Genomic DNA, 22,169 nt, shown 5'->3' with positions numbered 1-22,169 from the left:
TTTGCGTTTGGCGAGAGGGGTGCGGTCTGTGTGTGAGCGTGTGTGTCGGAGCGGGGTTTGCCTCGGCCTGTGCCGTTTCGCCCTTCATCCGCCTGCCCGCACCTTTCCCCGCAGGCCGGGTAGGGTCGTGCGGTACGGCGCATTCCCTTCGTCCCGCAGAGGGGAAGACGATGCCGGCAAACGGATGGAGCGCAGCCACGGGCTCGATGCCGACCACGATCAAACCAGGCCCCGGACACGAAAAAGCCCGGCATGCCGGGCTCGTTTCATATCCATCATTGGGGGTCAGCGTCAGTTCGCGCCGAACGCTGTCTGCAAGAGGTTCAGCTGGGCTTTTACGCCGTTCTGATTGTCGGGTACGAAGCTGCCGGCTTCCTGCGGACGGTAGATTTCGCGGTCGAGAAGGGCGACGCGATTCTGCAGGCGCAGCGAACGGTCGATCAGATCGCGGAAGCCTTCGGGAAGGTCGGACCAGCCGGGCGCGGTGCGGTCGACGTTGAAGCTGTCGAGACGAACCTTGTTCTTTTCGGACAGAACCTGATCGCGGGTCATTTCGCCATTGTTGACAGCGCGCTGAAGAAGCAGCCACGAGGCCATCTGCATCAGGCGCGTCGTCAGGCGCATCGACTCGGCGGCATAGAGAACCGATGCCATGCGCGGCAGAACCTTCGAGGCTGCGCGGCCGTGACCATCCAGGTAGCTCGCCGTTTCCTCGACCAGTCCCATGCCCTCAGCGTAGAGCGCCTTGAACTGAGCGGATGCTGCGGCATGGCCTGCAAAACTGACGGTGTTCAATCCGCGTTCGGACATGGTTCATTCCCTGGTTGGACGCTTGGCTCGGTCAGGTAACGGACGGATCGATAAAAAGTTTCTAACGCCGTTCTTCTTGAGACCAAGAATGATCCCATAGCGTAAAACGCGCAAGTCTATTCTTAAGAAAGGGTTAACATCCACAATTTGATGAATGCGCTGCGGTGACGGCAGAATTAAGGCAAAAAAAAGAGCCGCGCGAAGCGGCTCTCAAGGTAAAACAGGGAGAAAATCAGACCATTCGCCCTGGGGTGAAATGTCTGAGTCCAGAGCGAACTGGATGTCATGATGTATAAACCGAAATGCCTAACAGACGGTTAATCCGGTGTTCTTTTCCGTCCTGATCCGCAACAATCCTTGTGTCGTTAAGCCTTTCTTCATCTCTGCACCCATGTCGGGGCGCGGAAGGGCCATCGACCGCGCCCGGCCGCATCAGAGCGTCCGCGGCGCGTCGTCGAGGGGATCCTGCGCAGCCTCACCCGACGTCGGCTCGGACGTGGGATCGGCAGCAGCAGCCTGGACGGCGCGGGGCGACATCTGCAGGCTCTCCGGCGTTGCCATCAGCGGTCCGTTCGACATGGTCGCCGGGAAGGGGTCGCGTTCGGAGACCGGCACCGCGGCCCGCATGCGGCTGCGGAAGAGGGCATAGCCCGCCACGATGACGTGGGCGCAGGCGGTGATCATGAAGAGCGCATAGGGGCCCATCATCGTCATCACGGGGCCGCCGACCGTCGGACCGATGATCGTGCCGATGCCGTAGAGCAGCAAAAGGCCGCCCGAGACCTTCACGAAATCTTCCGGCGCGGCGAAGTCGTTCGCGTGGGAAACGGCAATCGGATAGAGCGCATTCGACATTGCGCCGTAGAGGCCCACCATGATCAGCAGGGACACCTTGCCGGCCGGCTCGAACAGGAAGATCAGGATCCCGGCCAGCGCGGCGACGGCGGCAATGCCGGCCAGCACGAAGCGGCGGTCCATGCGGTCGGAGAGGCGACCGGCCGGAAACTGCATGATGGCGCCGAGAAAGATCACGGTGCTGACCATCAGGGCCACATCTGCATTCGGCAGGCCCGCCTGCCGGCCGAAGACAGCGGCAAGCGTGCCGTAGGCGCCATTGGCGATGCCGATCATGAGAATGCCGAGAAACGACACCGGGGAATTGCGGTAGAGGCCCCCGAGGTCGAGACGCACCTGCTTCAGCGGTTGGGGAGACACGGCCGTCGACATCAGGGTCGGCAGCATGGCCACGCAGTAAACGATGCCGCAGACCATAAAGAGGACGGTGGTGTTGGTATCCCCGAACGGGACGAGCATCTGGCCCACGACCACGCCGAAGAGGGTGATGGCAATGTAAAGCGAGAAGATCGCGCCGCGGCTCTCATTGGTGGCGCGCTCGTTCAGCCAGCTCTCGATGATCATCGACGTGCCGGCGGTGCAGAAACCGGTGAAGGCGCGCAGGCCGACCCACCAGATGGGATCGATATGAATGCCCGTCATCAGTGCGACGATCGCGAGAATGGCGGCGAAGATGCTGAAGGCCCGGACATGCCCCGCGCGGCGCACGATCGTCGGGGCCGTCAGGCAACCGAGCACGAAGCCGCTTGCCCAGGACGTGCCGAGCAGGCCGAGCAGCGTGGCCGAGTAGCCCTCCGTGGTGCCGCGCATCGGCAGGAGCAAGCTGTGAAGGCCGTTGCCGAGAAACAGGAAAAGCGTTCCAAGGAGAAGGGCCGCGACGGGGAGGAGGTTTCTGGTCATGAGACTCCGCTTGTTCCGGACGTGGGCGCGAACCTACTGCAGTTTTTCCGAAACCGGAATCGGTTTGCGCAGCCATTTCCTACAATGTTCGCCCCCAGTCCCGCCATGCCATCCGCGACGCGGTGCTGCGGGTTCCGTCCGTTGCGGCCTGGTGTTGCCCTGCCGGATGCGGGCGCGAAAGCGCGTCGCCTGGCTGCGCGATTTGCTCTATGGTCGCGGCGATGTCCAAAGCGCTCTCCCTCCTGCTTCTCGCCCTGATGACGGTTCAGCTGGTCAAGCCTCTGGGGTGGCCGGGTCTTCGCTATCGGCGGGATTTCTGGAAGGTCGCGGTCGCCGCCATCGGCGTGATGATGCTGACGGTGTTGATCAGGCCCTGAACGTCTCGGCCGTGCGTGTCACACGGTGAGGGCGCCGCGCATCATCTCCACGCAGTCTCCCCTGATGCGGACACTGGCCGCCCGGCAGTCCACCATGGCGACCCGCAGGTGGATCCGGCTCTCCCGGCCCATTTCCACCCCCTGCACGATCGTCAGCTCCACCGTTTCCGCACCCGGGACCATGCCGGGGGCCAGAAACGCCGCGAGAGCGGCCGAGGCGCTGCCGGTTGCCGGGTCTTCGGGAATCGTGTCGAGCGGCGCGAACATGCGCGCCCGCAGGCGCGTCGGCTCCGCGCCGCTGCGCACATAGACAAACACCGAGAGGCGTCCGTCGACCGGATCGAGCCCGGCCTCGGCAGCCGCAAAGAGGCTCATGTCCGGTCGGGCCGCGCCCAGCGTCTCGAGATCGGGCAGTTCCGCCACGAGAAAGGGCAGGGCGACGGAGAGGAACAGCGGCGCATGATGGCCGATCGCGATCGCGGAGGGGGCAAGCCCGATCATGGGACCGAGCGTCTCGACGGGCAGGCCGTCTGCGACCGTCAGCCTCTGCGGCGCCTCGATGCTGGCGCCGGTGACCGCGCCATCCGCGTCACGCTCGACGGTGACCGCGACGATGCCGGCCGTTTCCTCGAAGCGCAGGCTGTCGCCCACGGGCTTGCCGAAGACATGGCCGGCGCGGGCGAGGGCAAAGGCGGTGCCGACGTTCGGGTGGCCGGCAAAGGGCAGCTCCATCGTCGGCGTGAAGATCCGCACCTCGGCCGTGTTGTCAGCGTCCGCCGGCGGCAGCACGAAGGTGATCTCGGAATACTGGAATTCACGGGCGATCGCCTGCATCGTCTCCGCGTCGAGCCCGCGCGCATCGGCGATCACCGCCAGCGGATTGCCGCGGAAGCGTTCCCGGGTGAAGACGTCGAGGGTGATGTAGTCGATCTGCGTCATGGCGCCCACTCCGGTGATGCTGCCGGAAGAGCTACCCGGATGCCGCAGGCTTTGGAATTGCAGACTTGTGACCATGACAATATTTGCGCCGCCCTCCGACCGGCACAAAAAAACCCGGCCGCACGAGGCGGCCAGGTCTCCTTCCTCCCAGAAGGCATTTGCGGTCTCCGGACGGAAACCGGTGGGGTGTCGTCTGCCGGACGGCGGTCAGGCCGCCTTTTCCAGATCCTTCTTCCAGCCGCCGAGCGCCGCCAGGCCACACATGCGGGCCCGATGGGCAAAGGCGCGCTGGCCGGCCGCCACGTTTTCGGCCTTGCCCTGCCAGGCGTTCAACGCCTCGGTCTGCAGCGCACGGCCATAGGAGAAGGTCATGGTCCAGGGCAGGTCGAAGCCAGCGATCATGGCGGAGAGGTGTGCGGTGGCTTCCTCGGTCGTCTGGCCGCCGGACAGGAAGGCGATGCCGGGCACGGCCGAGGGGACGGTGCGCTTCAGGACGGCCACCGTGCGTTCGGCCACTTCCTCGACGCTGGCCTTGCGGGCTTTCCTGCCGTCGATCACCATGCTCGGCTTCAGGATCATGCCCTCGAGCGAGACGCGGGCGTCGGCGAGCTCGGCAAACACGATGCGCAGCGTTTCCTCGGTCACGTCGGCCGAGCGCGCGATCCCGTGGTCGCCGGGGACGCCGTCCATCAGCACTTCCGGCTCGACGATCGGCACGATTCCCGCTTCCTGGCAGAGAGCGGCGTAACGGGCGAGCGCCTGGGCATTGGCCTTCACAGCGCCGAAGGTCGGCAGCGTGTCGGAAATGGCGATGACGCCGCGCCATTTGGCGAAACGGGCGCCGGCGTCGTAATAGGTCTTCAGCCGGTCCGCGAGGCCGTCGAGGCCTTCAGTGATCGTTTCGCCCGGAAACTTCGCCATCGGCTTGGCGCCAGTGTCGACCTTGATGCCGGGAACAGCGCCGGCGGCGCGGATGATATCGACGAAGGGCGTGCCGTCGGCCGCCTTCTGAAACAGGGTTTCCTCGTAGAGGATGACGCCGGAGATGTGCGTCGACATGGCGTCGTCAGCGCGGAACAGCATCTCGCGATAATCGCGGCGCGAGGTTTCGGAGGAGGCAAGGCCGATCGTATCGAAGCGCTTGCCGATCGTTGCGGTCGATTCGTCGGCAGCCAGGAGACCCTGGCCCTTTGCCATCATCGCCGCGGCAATCTCTTCCAGTCTCTCGGTCATGATCCGTCCTCTCCGATCCGTGTTTGTGCTCTTCGGATAACAGATGAAACAGGCGATGCAAATCGACTTAAAATACCTAAAACGATTGAAAAAAATTTAATCGTTTGAAAAGTCTGCGATTTCCACAGAGTCCGTGGAGACGACGAGCGCTGATGCGCCGGAGGATCAGAGGCGTGGGGGGAACCCTCCGCGCCTCTGATTGTGCGTTAAGCCTTACTTCTGCTGATGCAGGACATCCACGCCCGGAAGCGGCTTGCCTTCCATCCATTCGAGGAACGCGCCGCCGGCCGTCGACACATAGGTCAGGTCGTCGGCAACGCCGGCATGGTTCATGGCCGAGACCGTGTCGCCGCCGCCGGCGACCGAAACCAGTGCGCCGCTCTTGGTGCGCGACGCTGCATGCCGGGCCACGGCGACCGTCGCCTTGTCGAACGGGGCGATCTCGAAGGCGCCGAGCGGGCCGTTCCAGACGAGCGTCTCCGCCTTGCTGACCCAGTCGTTGACGGCTGAGATCGACTTTGCGCCGACGTCGAGAACCATGGCGTCGGCGGGAATCGCGGCGATATCGACGACCTCGTTGGCGGCGCCGGCCTTGAACTCGCGGGCTATCACGCCATCCACCGGCAGCACGATGGCGCAGCCCGAGGTTTCCGCTTCCGCCAGAATGCTGCGCGCGGTGTCGGCAAGATCATGCTCGCAGAGCGACTTGCCGACGTCGATGCCCTGGGCAGCAAGGAAGGTATTGGCCATGCCGCCGCCGATGACCAGGGCATCGACCTTCTTCACGAGGTTGGTCAGCAGGTCGATCTTGGTGGACACCTTGGCGCCGCCGACAATGGCAACGACCGGACGCTTCGGATTGCCGAGGCCGGCCTCCAGCGCCTCGAGCTCGGCCTGCATCGTCCGGCCGGCATAAGCGGGCAGGAGATGCGCCAGGCCTTCGGTCGAGGCATGGGCGCGGTGCGCGGCGGAGAAGGCGTCGTTGACGTAGATGTCGCCGTTGGCGGCAAGCGCCTTGGTGAACTCGGCGTCGTTCTTTTCCTCGCCTTTGTGGAAACGGGTGTTTTCAAGCAGCAGGATGTCGCCGTTTCCGAGGCCGGCCACGGCGGCTGCCGCCGTCTCGCCAATGCAATCGGTTGCGAAATGGACGCGCTGGTCGATTATGTCCTCGACCGCCGCGGCGATCGGCTTCAGCGACATGTCCGCGACCGGTTCGCCCTTGGGGCGGCCGAAATGGGCGAGCAGGATGACCTTGGCGCCCTTTTCGGACAGTTCGCGGATCGTCGGAACGACGCGCTCGATGCGGGTCGCGTCCGTCACCTGTCCGTCCTTCGTCGGCACGTTCAGGTCGACGCGCACGAGCACGCGCTTGCCGGCGATGTCGGTCAGGTCGTCGAGGGTCTTGAAGGTCATAGGTCGTCTCCAGTTGCGTCTGATCGGGTCAGGTACGGATGAAAAGCGTGGGGTAATCGAGAACGAGGCCGTCCGCGTCGACCGGAAGATCGGCCGTAAAGCTGCGGTCGGCAGCCTCGTAGCGATAGAGCCGGTCCTCTGCCAGGCAGGTATAATGCTGGCCGTCGCGCAGGGGCTCGAACGTGTCGAAGGGGATGTAGAGCATGTCGAGGCTGCGGGTGCCGTCCTCGGGGCGCAGCGCGAGCCTTCGGATCGGCAGCGTGTTGGTGACGGGCGTGCCGGCGAGATCGACATCGATGCAGCCGTCGAAGGCCGGCAGGGCCTGTCCGTCGCCGTCCTGCCAGTGGCCAAGGCCATCCGAGACGAGCGAAAAGTGGATGCCGGTCGTGGTCGAAAGCGAGAGCGCCGTCGTCGTCCAGTGCGGGTCGCAGTCGATCGTGTAACGGACGCCGTACGGGGTGCCCGCACGTGCGCCGATGACGACGGAGGTGATCCGGATACCGGGCTCGGGCCCGGCGCGCGGCATCAGCGTCACATGCTCCAGGCCTTCGCCGTCAAGCGGACGCCAGCGCACGGTCGTTGGCTGCAGCGGGCGAAACATCGGGAGATCCTTGCCTTCCTCGTCGTGGCGGTCCAAGCGGGTGGCGGTGCAGGCGGGTGGCGGTGCAGGCGGCATGCGTGCCGGACCGGCGGTCATGGCGACAGGGTCATCATGCGGGTCACGGCGAAGAGCCGTGGCGACAGGCGCGGTCACGACAAGCGCAGATGGAAAAAGCCCCGGGCCGCCTGAGGCGCCCGGGGCTCTTGGTCGTCTTAGAGCAGCTTGCCCATGGCGACGGCCGTGTCGCACATGCGGTTGGAGAAGCCCCATTCATTGTCGTACCAGGACAGGATGCGGACGAAATTGCCCTCCAGAACCTTGGTCTGGTCGATGGCGAAGATCGAGGAATGGCTGTCATGGTTGAAGTCGCGCGAGACCAGCGGCTCCTCGGTGTAGCCGAGAATGCCCTTGAGCGCGCCGTTGGAGGCGGCCTTGATGGCGTCGTTGATTTCGGCAACGCTCGTGTCGCGCTTGGCGACGAACTTGAAGTCGACGACCGAGACGTTCGGCGTGGGGACGCGGATGGACGTGCCGTCCAGCTTGCCCTTCAGCTCCGGCAGCACGAGGCCGACGGCCTTTGCGGCGCCGGTCGAGGTCGGGATCATGGACAGGGCTGCGGCGCGGGCGCGGTACAGGTCCTTGTGCATGGTGTCGAGCGTCGGCTGGTCGCCCGTGTAGGAGTGGATCGTGGTCATGAAGCCGTGATCGATGCCGATCGCGTCGTTCAGAACCTTGACCACCGGCACGAGGCAGTTGGTGGTGCACGACGCGTTCGAGATGACCGTGTGTTCCTTGGTCAGCTGGTCGTGGTTGACGCCGTAGACAACGGTCAGGTCGGCACCATCGGCAGGCGCTGAGATGATGACGCTCTTTGCGCCGGCCTGCAGGTGGGCAGCGGCCTTGTCACGTGCGGTGAAGATGCCGGTGCACTCGAGCGCGATATCGACGCCGAGATCCTTGTGCGGCAGTTCGGCCGGGTTGCGCACAGCCGTCACCTTGATCGGCTTGCCGCCGTTGACGACGATCGAGTCACCCTGGACTTCGACGGTCGCGGGGAACTTGCCGTGGATCGAGTCGTAGCGCAGCAGATGCGCATTGGTTTCCACCGGGCCGAGGTCGTTGATCGCGACGACTTCGATGTCGGTGCGGCCGGACTCGACGATGGCGCGGAGCACGTTGCGGCCGATGCGGCCGAAGCCGTTGATGGCGACTTTCACTGTCATGGAGGCTCTCTCCTTTGAGAAGGCGTGTCTTGATGAGTGTCTGGTTCAGGCGGGTGTCCGAGGGCATGCACGTTCGCGCATGCCCTTCCGGGACGTGATCAGGAAAGCTTGGCTTCGGCAGCCGCGACGATCGCGTCCGACGTTATGCCGAAATGCTTGAACAGCTCCTTGGCGGGGCCGGATGCACCAAACGAGTGCATGCCGACGAAGGCGCCGTCGGAGCCGATGAAGCGATCCCAGCCCTGGCGGACGGCGGCTTCCGCCGCGATCTTGACCGGTGCCGTGCCGATAACCGCCGTCTGGTAGTCTTCCGGCTGGTCTTCGAAGAGCTCGAAGCACGGTACGGAAACCACGCGGGCAGCAATGCCCTTGGCCTTGAGGTCGGCGGCCGCCTTGACGGCGATCTCGACTTCGGAGCCGGAGGCGAAGATCGACACCTTGGCGTCGTCGGCGGCGATCAGCTCGTAGGCACCCTTGGCGCAGAGATTTTCCGCCGAGTAGGTGGTGCGGGCCGGGGCCAGGTTCTGGCGGGTCAGCGCCAGGCCGGAAGGCCGCTTGCCGTCTTCGAGCGCCAGCTGCCAGCATTCCGCGGTTTCCACGGCATCGGCCGGGCGGAACATCAACAGGTTGGGGATCGCCCGGAGCGCGGCCATATGCTCGACCGGCTCGTGCGTCGGGCCGTCTTCGCCGACGCCGATGCTGTCATGCGTCAGCACGTGGATGACGCGGATGCCCATCAGCGCGGCCAGGCGGATCGACGGACGGCAATAGTCCGAGAAGATCATGAAGCCGCCGGAGTAGGGGATCAGGCCGCCATGCAGCGCGACGCCGTTCATGGCCGCAGCCATGCCGTGTTCGCGGATGCCCCAGTGCATGTAGCGACCGCCGAAATCCGTCGGGGTGATCGACGTCATCTGGCTGGTCTTGGTGTTGTTGGAGGGCGTCAGGTCGGCAGAGCCGCCCAGCGTTTCCGGCAGGAAGCCGTTGATGACTTCCAGCGCATCCTCGGAGGCCTTGCGGGTTGCAATCGTCGGAGGCTTCTCGGCGAGCTTCTTCTTGTAGTCGTCGATGGCCTTGTCGAAGCCGGCCGGCAGCTGGCCCGCGAAGCGGCGGGTGAACTCGGCCTTCTTCGTTTCGTCGGCGGACGACAGGCGCGCTTCCCAGGCCTTGCGGGCCTGGACCGAGCGCTCGCCGGCACTGCGCCAGGCGTCCAGCACGTCGGCCGGTGTATCGAAGGCTTCCGACTCCCAGTTCAGGGCCTTGCGGGTCGCGGCGATTTCTTCCGCACCGAGCGGGGAACCGTGAACCTTGTGGGTGCCGGCCTTGTTCGGTGCGCCGAAGCCGATGACGGTCTTGCAGGCGATGAAGGTCGGACGGTCGGACTTGTGCGCGGCTTCGATGGCGTCGGAGATCGCCTTCTGGTCGTGGCCGTCGACCTCGATCGTGTTCCAGTGCACCGCCTTGAAGCGGGCGATCTGGTCGGTCGAGTCGGAAAGCGAGACGGCACCGTCGATGGTGATCGAGTTGTTGTCCCAGAAGAGCACGAGCTTGTTCAGCTTCAGGTGCCCGGCCAGCGCGATCGCTTCGTGACTGATGCCTTCCATAAGGCAGCCGTCACCGCAGAGCGCGTACGTGTAATGGTCCTGCAGGTCGGAGCCGAATTCCTGCTCGAGCTTACGTTCGGCGATCGCCATGCCGACGGCATTGGCAATGCCCTGGCCAAGCGGGCCGGTCGTCGTCTCGATGCCCGTGGCATGACCGAATTCCGGATGTCCGGCGGTCTTGGAGCCGAGCTGGCGGAACTGCTTGATGTCCTCGATCGTCATGTCGGGGTAGCCCGTGAGATAGAGCAGGGCATAGAGCAGCATCGAGCCGTGGCCGGCCGACAGGACGAAACGGTCGCGGTCGGGCCAGTGCGGGGTTTTCGGGTCGAACTTCAGGTATTTGGTGAAAAGGACGGTCGCGATGTCGGCCGCTCCCATGGGAAGGCCGGGGTGGCCGGAATTGGCCTTCTCCACCGCATCCATGGCCAGAAAACGGATCGCATTCGCCATCCGGTCGTGTTGTTCATTCGAGATCATGACTGTTCCGCTTAAGCTTGATGATCAGGGAACGGTCTCTATCCTCCAAAGACCGCATCGGAAGCGGGTGAGACATAGCACCTCGCCCGGTGGAGTCAACAAAGACGGCAGGCGTGCGGGGGCTGTCGAAGCACGAAAAATCGTGCGTGATCCACAGCTTCCAGCCTGAAGCTGAGAGCGCGGCGTTGTATCGTCCGGTGGATTGAGTCTAATAATGCGATTGGCTTTGACGAGGGCGCAGCTTGCCGATTCGGTGCCCCGGCCATGGATTGGAAGCAGACACGATGGCGGTGGGAAAGACAGTCAGGGCAGCGATCGACGATCTGAAGGGGGCTGTGGCCGGTCTGGAAAGCGTGATCGACGGCCGGCTGGACCGCGAGCGCGACCGGGTGGAGATCGAAGGCGAGGTTCGCCGCGTCAATACCGACAGGGCGCGGCTCGCGCAGGAACTCGACCAGTCCCAGTTTCGGGCCAATCGCCTCGAAGAGGTCAACCGGGAGGTTTCGCGCCGTCTGGTGACCGCGATGGAAACGATCCGCGCGGTTCTCGATCGATGATGCGGCCTGCGAACACGCCGACAATCCCCCTGCCATCCGTCAACGGGCCTCGGGCCGGGAGTTAGCCAATGGCGCAAGTCACCGTGACGATCGACGGCAAGGCCTATCGCATGGCCTGCGAAGAGGGGCAGGAGGATCACCTGACCGATCTCGCCGCGCGCTTCGACCAGTATGTCAGTCATCTCAAGAGCCAGTTCGGCGAAATCGGTGATCTCCGACTGACGGTGATGGCCGCCATCATGGTGACCGACGAACTTTCCGAAGTCGATCGCCGGCTCAAGGCGCTGGAAACCGAAGTCGAGGGGCTGAAGCGCGCGCGGGACATCGCGGTCGCCCAACAGGCCGAAGCCGAGGAGGGCCTGGCAACCGCGCTCGGCGAGGTCACCACGCAGATCCAGGGGCTGGCCGCCCGCATCGCCAACCGCCCCGCACCGCCAGCCCAGCCCGCCCACCCGCCGGCGCATCCCCGGTAACATCCGCGTCCCCATTCCGGGCCATATCCCAGCAAGCTGCGGTTTGCGCAGGCCCGGCCGCGCTCCGTGCCCCCAAGCGCTTTTTACCAAGCCCTATTGCTAGCGCCCTTGAAGGCCGATTTCACAATCGCCTCTGGCATGCCGCGGCGAAGCGCTCTATATTCGATCTTGCGGTCTGCGCTTCACGACAGGAACCACAATCCCTGGGGCCATACTCGATCCAACGGGAGCTGTCCCTGTCCAGGCTCGTGGGCCTGGGCATATGGCGCCCACCTACGTTTGTAGGCACCCAGGATCGTAAACATCCATCGGTCGTGTGGATCGCACTTTCTCCCTTCCCGTCTTGTCCACGCGTCACGCAGAGGTGACGGGCCGCATCGTGCGTCGTCCGATGCTTGTCCGCGCCTTCCACCTTGATCTCCTTCGGCGCCGGGTCCAAAACCGGATGACGGACGGGAGAGGGTTATGATGCCGACATCCAGCGAACAGACCGCAAGCGAACATATGGCGAGAGACCAGAAGGCGGTTTTGCGCGCCGAGCGGCTGGCTCTGCGCGATGCGCTGTCTGCGGAGGTTCGGGCGGCCGGTGCCGCGGCCATGCTCGACCATGTCGCGACGCCGGCGTTTGGCGAAATGTTTCACCTGGACGGCGCCATGGTCTCCGGCTTCTGGCCGATCCGCTCCGAACCCGATATCCGTCCGCTGATGGAACGGCTGCGCGCCATGGGCGCCGGCCTCTGCCTGCCCGTCGTCCTCGACCGTCAGACCATCGTCTTTCGCGCGTTCCGCCCCGGTGCGCCGATCGTGAAGAGCGGCTTCGGCACCGCGGGGCCGGACGAGACCGCGCCGGTGGTCGATCCCGATGTCATGCTGGTGCCGCTCTCGGCGTTCGATCGCCGCGGCCACCGGATCGGCTATGGCGCCGGTCACTACGACCGTGCGATCGCCCGCCTGGCGGCGCGCGACCGCCGACCGCGCCTGATCGGGATTGCTTTCGCCTGCCAGGAAGTGGCATCAGTGCCTTTTGAGCCGCACGACATCCCGCTCGATGCCATTCTGACAGAGGAAGGCCTGGTCGAGATGCAGCAAGCGTAAGCGAGATCGATCTGACATGAGACTTCTGTTCCTTGGCGACATGGTGGGCAAGACGGGCCGGACGACCGTCTGGGAAAAGCTTCCGGGGCTGGTTTCCGACCTCAAGCTCGACTTCGTCATCGTCAACGGCGAAAACGCGGCCGGCGGCTTCGGGATCACCGAGGACATCTTTCTGGAGACCATCAATGCCGGGGCCGACGTCGTCACCACCGGCAATCATGTCTGGGACCAGAAGGAGGCGGTGACCTTCTGTCAGCGACACGATCAGTTCCTGCGGCCGGCCAACTATCCGCAAGGGACGCCCGGACGCGGTTCCGGGCTCTATTTCGCCCGCAATGGCGCGCGCGTGCTCGTCGCCAACATCATGGGCCGCGTCTTCATGCATCCCGAGCTCGACGACCCCTTCAAGTCGGCCGAGGCCATCTTGGCTGCCTGCCCGCTGAAGGAGCAGGCGGATGCGATCGTCTTCGACTTCCATGCCGAGGCGACCAGCGAGAAGCAGTGTTTCGGCCATTTCGTCGATGGCCGTGCCAGCTTCGTCGTCGGCACCCACACGCACGTTCCCACCGCCGACCATCAGATCCTCAATGGCGGAACCGCCTATCTGTCGGATGCCGGGATGTGCGGCGACTACGACTCCTCCCTTGGCATGGAAAAGGAGGAGCCGCTCAACCGCTTCATCTCCAAGATGCCCAAGGGTCGCTTCGAGGCGGCGTCCGGTCCTGCGACCCTGTGCGGCGTCGGCGTCGAGATCTCCGACCGCACCGGCCTCGCCGAAGCCATCGCCCCCTTGCGCATCGGCCCGCGCCTTTCGGAGACCGTGCCGGCATTCTGGGCGTGAGGGTGGTTTGCCGTCGTTCCTCTGGAGCAGGTGATACGCACCGAGGATCGTCGACGAGATCCGCCTCCCGGCAATGACGTGATTGTGACGCGCCGCCTCTTTACCGCGCGCCTCCGGCGCATATCCTGACCCTGTCGCCGAACCGGGCTGAAACAGGGTCAGGGGTTTCTCATGCTGCGATCTGCCGTTCTTGCCTCGTGTGTGCTCGCGGTCATGTTCGCTGCCTGTCCGCAGACCCCCGCTTTCGCCCAGCAACGGCCGGCGGTCAGCCAGTGCCAGGCCATCGCGCAGACCCTGCCGGACGCCGGGTTTGTCCAGCTGGCGAGCGCCGGCGGCTTTGTCCCCGACCTGCAGCCGGCGGCCGCGCGCGATCCAAATGTCGCCATCACCTTTCTAGGGCACTCCACCTTTCTCTTGGAAACGCCGGAGGGCGTGACGATCGCGACCGATTATTCCGGGTTTCACCGCCCGGCGCGGCCACCCCAGGTGGCGACGATGAACAAGGCGCATTCCACCCACTACACGCTGACGCCGGGACCCGAGATCGCCCATGTGCTGCACGGCTGGGGCGACAACGGCCGTGCGGCCGATCACGACCTCGTCGTCGGCGACGCCTATATCCGCAACGTGCCGACCGATATCCGTGCCGGCTATGGCGGCGCCATGGAGCCGGACGGCAACTCGATCTTCATCTTCGAGGTCGCGGGCCTCTGCATCGGTCATCTCGGCCATCTCCACCACGAACTCTCCGAGACGGATTATGCCGAGATCGGCCGGCTCGACGTCGTGATGGTGCCGGTGGATGGCGGGCTGACCATGGGGGCGGAGAGCATGGTGCGTGTCGTCAGCCGGCTGCGCTCGGCGCTGATCCTTCCGATGCATCGGCGCGGGCCGCCGGTCGAAAGCTTCCTCGGCCTCTTCGGCCCCGGTTTCGACCGGGCGACGGCGGGCAGCGCCACGGTCACCGTGTCTCTCGCAACCTTGCCGAAAAAACCGCTGATCCTGCTTCTCCAGGGGTTGTGAGGAGACCGGCGACATTGCGCCGGACAACAGGCTGGACGAACCGGCCGGATGAAATTATAAGGCGGCCCGATCCCATCATCGGCAGAGTTTATCCAAGAGGGCGCCATGGCCGGCCATTCACAGTTCAAGAACATCATGCATCGCAAGGGCCGCCAGGACGCCGTGCGATCCAAGATGTTTTCCAAGCTTGCCCGCGAAATCACCGTCGCGGCCAAGGCCGGCCTTCCCGATCCCTCGATGAATGCCCGCCTGCGCCTCGCTATCCAGAACGCCAAGGCGCAGTCGATGCCGCGCGACAATATCGAGCGCGCCATCAAGAAGGCGTCCGGCGCCGACAGCGAGAACTATGACGAAATCCGCTACGAAGGCTACGGCCCGGGCGGCGTTGCCGTGATCGTCGAGGCCCTGACCGACAACCGCAACCGCACCGCTTCCAACGTCCGCTCGACCTTTACCAAGGCCGGCGGGGCGCTGGGCGAAACCGGCTCGGTCTCCTTCTCCTTCGACCGTGTCGGCGAAATCACCTACAAGCCGGATGTCGGCACCGCGGACGCCGTCATGGAAGCGGCCATCGAGGCCGGTGCCGAGGATGTCACCAGCGACGAGGATGGCCACACGATCATCTGCGGCTTCGAGGATATCGGCGAGGTGTCCAAGGCGCTCGAGGCGACGCTCGGCGAAGCCGAGACCGTCAAGGCGATCTGGAAGGCGCAGAACAGCGTTCCGGTCGACGAGGAGCGGGCGGAATCCCTGATGAAGCTGATCGACACGCTGGAAGACGACGACGACGTTCAGAACGTCTACGCCAATTTCGAAGTGTCCGACGAGGTGATGGCCAAGCTGTCGGCCTGATTACAGGTTGCAGATCACGGCTCTATCCTATGCTTTTCGGTGTATTGCTGCGTCTGCGCTAACCTTATCGTAACGCCTGTCGATCAGCATGCGGCCTGTCTGCTGCTGCCGACGCCTCGTCGAGATCGAGGCCTCTTTCGCATCGGTCGATGGATCGGCGGACGCTTCACGGGCGTCCGGCGCGCGGGATTGCGTGCGGGTCCAACCTGAATGCTGGATTGGAAAGCGGGCCGGGATTGCGCTTCGTTCACCTGAAACTCGTGGGACCCGCCATTGGCGGCGTCGCCCTTTTCATCGCCGCCATGGCGACCGTACCCTATTTCGGCGCGGCCCGGATCGATGGCGAGGCGCGGATCCAGCAGGAGACGCTGGTCAAGCGCAACCTCGCTCTGTGGATCGCCGATATCGAATTCACGCTGACCTCCTGGACCATCTGGGACGAGGCGATCGCCAAGCTCGACACCACGTTCGACTTCGACTGGGCGGACCGCAACATCGGCGCGTCCCTGATCGGAACGTCGCGCACCCGCTTTACCGCCGTTCTCAATCCGGACGACAGCATCCTCTATTCCCGGACGGAAGAGACGGTCGCCACCCGGCCTTTCTTTTCCCGTGGCGCCGACCGGATCGTCGCGGATGCGAAGATGCTCGTTGCCGATGTGCGCCGCCGCGAGACGGCACCCAAAAGTCCGGGCATTCCCAAGCCCATCGCCGCCAGTCGGATCGAGGTTATCGGACAGGAGGCCGTGCTGCTGTCGGCCAGCCTGTTCCAGCCGGATTTCGGCACGGCGCGGCTGAAGGGGGATCGCGCGCCGGTGCTGATCACGGCCATGCCGATCGGCGGCAGCCTGAAGGATTTTTTCGGAACGCGGTTTCTGCTCGATGACGCCCGCGTCAGTCCTTTGACAGACGTTGCGCCCGAGCGGGCCCGCACAGAGATCGCCGTCAGTCCGAACGGCAAGTTTCAGGTCCTTTCCTGGCGTCCGCCGACGCCGGCGCGCGACATGCTCTACCAGGCGATGCCGCTGATCCTGACGATCTTCTTCGTGCTGATGGCGGGGGGCGTCCTGCTCTTGCGCATCGCGCAGACGACCGCCCAGATGCTGGTCGCCCGCGAGCGCCAGATGGCGCACGCCGCGACGCATGACGTTCTCACCGGCCTTGCCAACCGGGCTTTGCTGGACAGCGTCTACGACGAGGAAGCGGCCATGGGGGCGCTTGTCGTCGCCTGCCTCGATCTCGATGGGTTCAAGGGTGTGAACGACACCTATGGCCACGCGGTCGGCGACGACCTCCTGCGCGCGGTTGCGTCACGGCTTCGCGCCGATGCGCGAACGGAGGACAGGCTCTTCCGCCTCGGCGGCGACGAATTTGCCATCCTGATGCCGGCCGTCACCCTTGCAGATGCCGAAGCGGCCTGCTGGAAGCTCGGCGAGGCGCTGTCGGCGCCGTTCTACCTGTCGGGCGCCTATCCGCCGGGGCATCGGATCGAGATTGCCGCCTCGTTCGGGCTCTGCCATGTCACGGACAGGGCGACCACCTGCGATGCTGCGTTTCGCGCAGCGGACGACGCGCTCTACACGGCGAAATCGCTCGGACGGGGCCGGGTGGTGGTCGGGCAGGGGCTGGACGCCGGCGCACCGGGCGCGGCCACGGGCGAGCTTCGCCGCATGGCCGCCAGCCTGCGCGGCTGAGCCACGTCAGGCTGCGGCCGCAAGCTCCTGACGCGCCTCGGCGAAGCGGCGCACCGACGTCAGCCTCGCGTCCATGTCGAAGATCGGCATGGAGATGATCAGCTCGTCGGCGCGCGTGTCGGCGAGGAACGTCTGCGTCTTGCGGCGCACCGTCTCGGGTCCGCCGACGATCGCATAGCTCATCGCATGATCGACGAAAGCCTTTTCCGAGGCGTTCCACAGACCGTCCATGCTGTCGACCGGCGGCGGGAACTGCCCGCGCGCATTGCGCCGGAGCGCCACGAAGGATTGCTGCATCGAGGTAAAGAGGTGGCGCGCCTCCGCATCGGTATCCGCCGCCACGCCCATGATGCCGACCATGGCGTAGGGCTTGTCGAGGATCGCCGAGGGTTCGAAGCGCTCGCGGTAGATCTCAAGCGCCGAAAACAGCATGTCGGGCGCAAAATGCGACGCGAAGGCGAAGGGCAGGCCGAGCATGCCGGCCAGCTGGGCGCTGTAATGGCTGGACCCGAGAAGCCAGATCGGCACGTTCGTGCCAGAACCGGGCGTGGCGATCACATGTCCCTCTTGCGGGGTGCCGAGCAGGCCTTGCAGTTCCACGACGTCGTTCGGGAAGGCATTGGCGCTGCCCTCCATGTGACGCCGGAGCGCGGCCGCCGTGCGCATATCCGTGCCCGGCGCGCGACCGAGACCGAGATCGATCCGGCCCGGGTAGAGAGCCGCAAGCGTGCCGAACTGTTCGGCGATGACGAGGGGCGAATGGTTGGGGAGCATGATTCCGCCCGAGCCGACGCGGATCGTTTTCGTTCCCGCGGCCACGTGCGAAATCACGATGGCCGTTGCGGCGCTGGCGATGCCGCTCATGCCATGGTGTTCCGCCAGCCAGAAGCGCTCATAGCCGGCGCGCTCCGCCTCCTGCGCGAGGCGCCGCGAGTTGTCGAGCGCCTGCGAAACAGTGCTGCCCTGCGTGATGGGCGACAGGTCGAGAATGGAAAAGGGGACCATGGCAAGCGGCCTTCAATTGATGAATGTCCTTGTCATGTAAGCGCCCTTCTTCGCGAGTTAAAGGGCATGGCATATTCAAGCCTTCCGGATGTTTTTGTTTTGTTCACATTTTGCTGGCAGCGTCCGGGGGCAAAGACTAGGATATTTTCATGCAATCCACGATTCGCATCATCGGTATCGATCCCGGGCTCCGGCGCATGGGATGGGGCGTGATCGACACGCTCGGCAACACCTTGCGCTTCGTGGCGTCGGGCACGATCCTGTCGGACGGCGATGCGGATCTGGCCTCGCGTCTCTGCCAGCTGCATGACGGCCTGGCCGACATTCTGCATCTCCACAAGCCGGACGAAGCCGCCGTGGAGCAGACCTTCGTCAACAAGGATGCTGTCGCGACGCTGAAGCTCGGACAGGCGCGCGGCATTGCCATGCTGGTTCCCGCCCGCGCCGGCCTGAAGGTGGCGGAATACGCGCCGAATGCCGTCAAGAAATCGGTGATCGGCGTCGGGCACGGCGAAAAGCAGCAGATCCATATGATGATCAAGGTTTTGATGCCGAAAGCGACCTTCAAGGGCAATGATGCCGCCGATGCGCTGGCCATCGCCATCTGCCATGCGCACAATCGGCAGAGTTTCGCCGGCAGCCTCGCCCATCGCATCGCGGCCGCCACGGCGTGAACCATCCGGCGTGATGGATCGCCGGCCAGCTTCTTTCTTTTTCTTTGGGACCGACGCGGATGATTGGCAAGTTGAAAGGCACGATTGACGAGATCGCCGACGACCATGTGGTGATCGACGTCCATGGCGTCGGCTATGTCGCCTATTGTTCGGCGCGCACGCTCGGCAAGCTCGGCTCGGCCGGCGAGGCTGCCGTGCTCTTCATCGAAACCTATGTGCGGGAAGACCAGCTGCGCCTGTTCGGATTCCTGTCGGCGCTCGAGCGCGAATGGTTCCGGCTGCTGCAGAGCGTCCAGGGCGTCGGCGCCAAGGTGGCGCTCGCCGTGCTCTCCGTTCTCACGCCTGGCGAACTTGCCAATGCCATCGCGTTGCAGGACAAGACCTCGATCTCGCGCGCGCCCGGCGTCGGCCCGAAGGTCGCGGTGCGCATCGTGACCGAGCTGAAGAACAAGGCGCCCGCCTTTGCGGGCGAGGCCGCGGCCGGCATCGGCTTCAAGCAGGAACTCGGCGAAGGCGCCGTGCCTGCGCCGGTGGCCGACGCCGTCTCGGCTCTCACCAATCTCGGCTACTCCCGCGACCAGGCGGCCAATGCGATCGCCGCCGCCTTGCGCAATGGCGGCGAGGGCGGCGATAGCGCCAAGCTCATCCGTCTCGGACTGCGCGAACTGTCGCAGTGATTGTTCGGGCCCCGGTTTCCCGGTAAGATTGGCACAGCAACGAGGAAAGGCTGCTACAGATGGGCGCTCTGACGATCCCAACATCCGAAGGCCAGCGTCCGATCCCGAAAGACCGTCGCGGCCGGCTCGATCTGACGCGGGGAACGCAATATTCCGCCATCGCAGATCATGCCGATGCGTCTGCTCCGGCAGTCCTCGGCGGAGATCGTCGGCGCGCATGCCGGGGACCTCGATATCGTGTTTCTCCAGCCGGACGTCCCGTCTAGGGTTCCGGCTGATTCTCTCGTCGCGCGGTCGGGCCTGCGGGCCGGCTGCCAGAAAATCGGTACGTTTGACCGGAAGGCTGCGCGCCTCACCCCGGGAATGGAACTCCTTGCATGACGGACGACGATGACCGCCTGATCTCTCCCGAAAAGCGCGGCGAGGATCTCGACACCGCGCTTCGGCCGCAGTCACTGGACGAATTTACCGGCCAGGCGGAGGCGCGCGCCAATCTGAAGGTCTTCATCGAGGCGGCCAAGCACCGCGGCGAGGCGCTGGATCACGTGCTGTTCGTCGGTCCGCCCGGTCTCGGCAAGACGACGCTCGCGCAGATCATGGCGAAGGAGCTCGGCGTCAATTTCCGCTCGACCTCGGGCCCGGTCATCGCCAAGGCCGGCGATCTCGCGGCGCTCCTGACCAATCTCGAAGAACGCGACGTGCTCTTCATCGACGAAATCCACCGTCTCAATCCGGCCGTGGAGGAAATTCTCTATCCGGCCATGGAGGATTTTCAGCTCGATCTCATCATCGGGGAGGGGCCGGCCGCCCGGTCGGTCAAGATCGACCTCTCGAAATTCACGCTCGTTGCCGCCACCACCCGGCTCGGGCTGCTGACGACGCCGCTGCGCGACCGGTTCGGCATTCCCGTGCGTCTCAGCTTCTACACCGTCGAGGAACTGGAACTGATCGTGCGGCGCGGGGCCCGGCTGATGGGGCTCGCCATCACCGACGAGGGCGCGCGCGAGATTGCCCGGCGGGCGCGGGGAACGCCGCGCATTGCCGGACGGCTCCTGCGCCGGGTGCGGGATTTCGCCCAGGTCGCGCGGGCCGAGGCCGTGACGCGGCAGATCGCCGACGAAGCCCTGACGCGGCTGCTGGTCGACAATATGGGCCTCGACCAGCTCGACAAGCGGTATCTCCACATGATCGCGCTCAATTTCGGCGGCGGCCCCGTCGGCATCGAGACGATCGCGGCGGGCCTGTCGGAGCCGCGCGATGCGATCGAGGATATCATCGAGCCCTACATGATCCAGCAGGGCTTCATCCAGCGCACGCCGCGCGGGCGGGTGCTCACGGTCAATGCCTGGAAACATCTCGGTCTCGTGCCGCCGAAGGATCTCGAGGCCTCGCAGTTCCGCCTGTTCCAGGAGGACGAGTGAGTGCTGTCCCGGCGCGGGTTTCTCCGCACTGCCGGGGCGCTCGTCCTGGCGGCTCTGTCCACCGCCGCCTACGGCATCGGCATCGAGCCGCGTCGGCGGCCGCGCGTCGTCACCCATCGGATCGTGCCGCCCGGCTGGCCTCGGGCGCTGCGGCTGCGGCTCGTGCTGATCAGCGATCTCCATGCCTGCGATCCCTATATGCCGGCGTCCCGCATTGCCGAGATTGCCGACCAGGCCAATCGCCTGGGCGGTGACATGATCCTGCTTCTCGGGGACTTTCTCTCCGGCATGATGTTGGGAACGCAGGTGCCGCCGGACGCCTGGGGCGCGGCGCTGCGGCCCTTGCAGGCGCCGCTCGGCGTTCACGCCATTCTCGGCAATCATGATTGGCTCGACGATCGCCAGGCCATGGAAAGCGGCCGCCCCGGGGTCGTCAAGGACGTGCTCGACAGCCTCGGCGTGCCGCTCTACGAAAACCGGGCCGTGCGCCTCGAAAAGGATGGTCAGGCCTTCTGGCTTGCCGGCCTTGCGGATCAGCTGCTGCCGGCGCGCGGCCTCGACGATCTCGCGGGGACGCTCGCGCGCATCACCGACGATGCACCCGTCATCCTCATGGCGCACGAGCCAGACGTCTTCCCGACGGTCCCGGCGCGGGTCGCCGTCACGCTGTCGGGCCATACCCATGGCGGGCAGATCCGCCTGTTCGGCTTTGCGCCCGTGGTTCCCTCGCGTTTCGGCAGCCGCTATGCCTATGGGCACATCGTCGAGAACGGGCGGCATCTGGTCGTGTCCGGCGGTCTCGGCACGTCCGTCATTCCCGTCCGGCTCGGTTCGCCGCCGGAGATCACCGTCGTGGAGCTCGGTTGATGGCAAAGCGCAAGATGGTCCGGCTCGACGCCGGCGACAAACGGTTCAATTTCCGCATTGCCGGGCTCGGTTTTCGCGACGGGCATGTTCTCGTCCACCGGGCGGTGCACGAGACATTCTGGACCTTTCCGGGCGGTCGCGCCGAGATTGGCGAGACATCCGAGGCGACGCTGCGGCGCGAGATGCAGGAAGAGCTCGGCGTCGAGATCACGGTCGGCCGTCTGCTGTGGACGGTCGAGAACTTCTTTCGCTACGAGGCGCGCGATTACCACGAGATCGGGTTCTATTATCTCATGACCGTGCCTCCGGTCTTTCCCTTCCACCACAGCGAGATCGTGCATCGCAACCGGGACGGCAAGGCCGATCTCGAATTCAAATGGGTACCCGCAACGGTCGCCGCGCTGCGGGCGCTCGATATTCCACCCTATTTCATCGCCGAGCAGATCGAGACGCTGCCCGAGACCAGCCGGCACATCGTCTGGCACGATGGCGATCTCGACCGCGTCTGACGGAACCCGTTTCGCGCGCATGCATTTCCCCCGCGGTAATCGCGTCAAG

General features: G+C 65.1%; 22 protein-coding genes and 1 other RNA gene. 14 read left to right on the top strand and 9 right to left on the bottom strand.

The genetic code is table 11. The features are described 5' to 3' along the window. Positions 1 to 291 precede the first annotated feature (291 nt). Both rcdA and ASG03_RS08385 read right to left on the bottom strand, forming a co-directional pair. A complete protein-coding gene (gene rcdA, locus ASG03_RS08390; RefSeq protein WP_062475155.1) occupies positions 292 to 810 on the bottom strand; it encodes a protease adaptor protein RcdA in 519 nt (172 codons plus the stop codon). Between the two features lie 432 nt (positions 811 to 1,242). Next, on the bottom strand, positions 1,243 to 2,565 hold the full coding sequence (locus tag ASG03_RS08385; protein ID WP_062693248.1) for an MFS transporter: 1,323 nt from the start codon (positions 2,563 to 2,565) through the stop codon (positions 1,243 to 1,245). 221 nt (positions 2,566 to 2,786) lie between these two features. Between ASG03_RS08385 and ASG03_RS21780 the strand changes: the two genes are divergently transcribed. Continuing rightward, on the top strand, positions 2,787 to 2,942 hold the full coding sequence (locus tag ASG03_RS21780; protein WP_156379863.1) for a hypothetical protein: 156 nt from the start codon (positions 2,787 to 2,789) through the stop codon (positions 2,940 to 2,942). 18 nt (positions 2,943 to 2,960) lie between these two features. Here ASG03_RS21780 and ASG03_RS08380 read toward each other — a convergent pair whose 3' ends face one another. From ASG03_RS08380 to tkt, 6 genes are all read right to left on the bottom strand, one after another. Next, positions 2,961 to 3,881 (bottom strand): PhzF family phenazine biosynthesis protein, encoded by a 921-nt coding sequence (locus ASG03_RS08380; protein WP_062475149.1) that lies wholly within the window; start codon positions 3,879 to 3,881, stop codon positions 2,961 to 2,963. Positions 3,882 to 4,088: 207 nt separating this feature from the next. After that, positions 4,089 to 5,114 carry a class I fructose-bisphosphate aldolase gene (locus ASG03_RS08375; RefSeq protein ID WP_062475146.1) on the bottom strand — a complete coding sequence of 342 codons (1,026 nt, stop codon included), beginning with the start codon at positions 5,112 to 5,114 and terminating at the stop codon, positions 4,089 to 4,091. Positions 5,115 to 5,327: 213 nt separating this feature from the next. Further along, entirely contained in the window at positions 5,328 to 6,527 is a 1,200-nt protein-coding gene (locus ASG03_RS08370) for a phosphoglycerate kinase (RefSeq protein ID WP_062475143.1), read from the bottom strand. 28 nt (positions 6,528 to 6,555) lie between these two features. Beyond that, entirely contained in the window at positions 6,556 to 7,128 is a 573-nt protein-coding gene (locus tag ASG03_RS08365) for a putative glycolipid-binding domain-containing protein (protein WP_062475782.1), read from the bottom strand. 212 nt (positions 7,129 to 7,340) lie between these two features. After that, the gene (gene gap / locus ASG03_RS08360; RefSeq protein WP_062475140.1) at positions 7,341 to 8,351 is read right to left on the bottom strand and encodes a type I glyceraldehyde-3-phosphate dehydrogenase; all 1,011 of its coding nucleotides are present in this window, start codon (positions 8,349 to 8,351) and stop codon (positions 7,341 to 7,343) included. Positions 8,352 to 8,449: 98 nt separating this feature from the next. Continuing rightward, complete coding sequence (tkt, locus tag ASG03_RS08355) at positions 8,450 to 10,432, bottom strand: transketolase (RefSeq protein ID WP_062475137.1); 1,983 nt, start codon at positions 10,430 to 10,432, stop codon at positions 8,450 to 8,452. Positions 10,433 to 10,716: 284 nt separating this feature from the next. Here tkt and ASG03_RS08350 point away from each other — a divergent pair, with 284 nt between their 5' ends. The 8 genes from ASG03_RS08350 (at position 10,717) to ASG03_RS08315 (ending at position 16,967) form a co-directional block, all read left to right on the top strand. Beyond that, positions 10,717 to 10,989, top strand: a complete 273-nt coding sequence (locus tag ASG03_RS08350; protein WP_062475134.1) for a DUF4164 domain-containing protein — start codon at positions 10,717 to 10,719, stop codon at positions 10,987 to 10,989. A gap of 68 nt (positions 10,990 to 11,057) precedes the next feature. After that, positions 11,058 to 11,462: a cell division protein ZapA gene (locus tag ASG03_RS08345; RefSeq protein WP_062475131.1), complete on the top strand. Its 405-nt coding sequence runs from the start codon at positions 11,058 to 11,060 to the stop codon at positions 11,460 to 11,462. A 169-nt stretch (positions 11,463 to 11,631) separates the two neighbouring features. Continuing rightward, a non-coding RNA gene (gene ssrS / locus ASG03_RS08340) (6S RNA) lies at positions 11,632 to 11,789 on the top strand. Positions 11,790 to 11,930: 141 nt separating this feature from the next. Beyond that, complete coding sequence (locus ASG03_RS08335) at positions 11,931 to 12,557, top strand: 5-formyltetrahydrofolate cyclo-ligase (protein ID WP_244475214.1); 627 nt, start codon at positions 11,931 to 11,933, stop codon at positions 12,555 to 12,557. 16 nt (positions 12,558 to 12,573) lie between these two features. After that, entirely contained in the window at positions 12,574 to 13,398 is an 825-nt protein-coding gene (locus ASG03_RS08330; protein ID WP_062693247.1) for a TIGR00282 family metallophosphoesterase, read from the top strand. Positions 13,399 to 13,569: 171 nt separating this feature from the next. Beyond that, on the top strand, positions 13,570 to 14,421 hold the full coding sequence (locus ASG03_RS08325) for an MBL fold metallo-hydrolase (protein WP_062693246.1): 852 nt from the start codon (positions 13,570 to 13,572) through the stop codon (positions 14,419 to 14,421). A 105-nt stretch (positions 14,422 to 14,526) separates the two neighbouring features. After that, on the top strand, positions 14,527 to 15,273 hold the full coding sequence (locus ASG03_RS08320) for a YebC/PmpR family DNA-binding transcriptional regulator (protein ID WP_062475123.1): 747 nt from the start codon (positions 14,527 to 14,529) through the stop codon (positions 15,271 to 15,273). 236 nt (positions 15,274 to 15,509) lie between these two features. Beyond that, positions 15,510 to 16,967 (top strand): sensor domain-containing diguanylate cyclase, encoded by a 1,458-nt coding sequence (locus ASG03_RS08315; protein ID WP_062693245.1) that lies wholly within the window; start codon positions 15,510 to 15,512, stop codon positions 16,965 to 16,967. Between the two features lie 6 nt (positions 16,968 to 16,973). Here the strand turns inward: ASG03_RS08315 and ASG03_RS08310 are convergent, their stop codons facing one another. After that, on the bottom strand, positions 16,974 to 17,972 hold the full coding sequence (locus tag ASG03_RS08310; protein WP_062475118.1) for an LLM class flavin-dependent oxidoreductase: 999 nt from the start codon (positions 17,970 to 17,972) through the stop codon (positions 16,974 to 16,976). Between the two features lie 149 nt (positions 17,973 to 18,121). On the opposite strand from ASG03_RS08310, the gene ruvC reads away from it, so the two are divergent. From ruvC to ASG03_RS08280, 5 genes are all read left to right on the top strand, one after another. Then, complete coding sequence (gene ruvC / locus ASG03_RS08305; RefSeq protein ID WP_062475115.1) at positions 18,122 to 18,646, top strand: crossover junction endodeoxyribonuclease RuvC; 525 nt, start codon at positions 18,122 to 18,124, stop codon at positions 18,644 to 18,646. A 59-nt stretch (positions 18,647 to 18,705) separates the two neighbouring features. Beyond that, positions 18,706 to 19,323: a Holliday junction branch migration protein RuvA gene (ruvA, locus tag ASG03_RS08300; RefSeq protein ID WP_062475112.1), complete on the top strand. Its 618-nt coding sequence runs from the start codon at positions 18,706 to 18,708 to the stop codon at positions 19,321 to 19,323. Between the two features lie 377 nt (positions 19,324 to 19,700). Further along, the gene (ruvB, locus tag ASG03_RS08290) at positions 19,701 to 20,744 is read left to right on the top strand and encodes a Holliday junction branch migration DNA helicase RuvB (protein WP_062693243.1); all 1,044 of its coding nucleotides are present in this window, start codon (positions 19,701 to 19,703) and stop codon (positions 20,742 to 20,744) included. Next, complete coding sequence (locus tag ASG03_RS08285; protein WP_062693242.1) at positions 20,745 to 21,611, top strand: metallophosphoesterase; 867 nt, start codon at positions 20,745 to 20,747, stop codon at positions 21,609 to 21,611. It begins immediately after the preceding gene. Further along, complete coding sequence (locus ASG03_RS08280; RefSeq protein WP_062693241.1) at positions 21,611 to 22,120, top strand: NUDIX hydrolase; 510 nt, start codon at positions 21,611 to 21,613, stop codon at positions 22,118 to 22,120. Before ASG03_RS08285 ends, ASG03_RS08280 begins: the two co-directional genes overlap by 1 nt. Positions 22,121 to 22,169 lie beyond the last annotated feature (49 nt).

Origin of the sequence: Rhizobium sp. Leaf341 (assembly GCF_001424325.1) — a bacterium.
Lineage (GTDB): Bacteria > Pseudomonadota > Alphaproteobacteria > Rhizobiales > Rhizobiaceae > Ferranicluibacter.
Note: the sequence above shows the minus strand (reverse complement) of the source record. Positions and strands in the feature narration are given on the sequence as shown.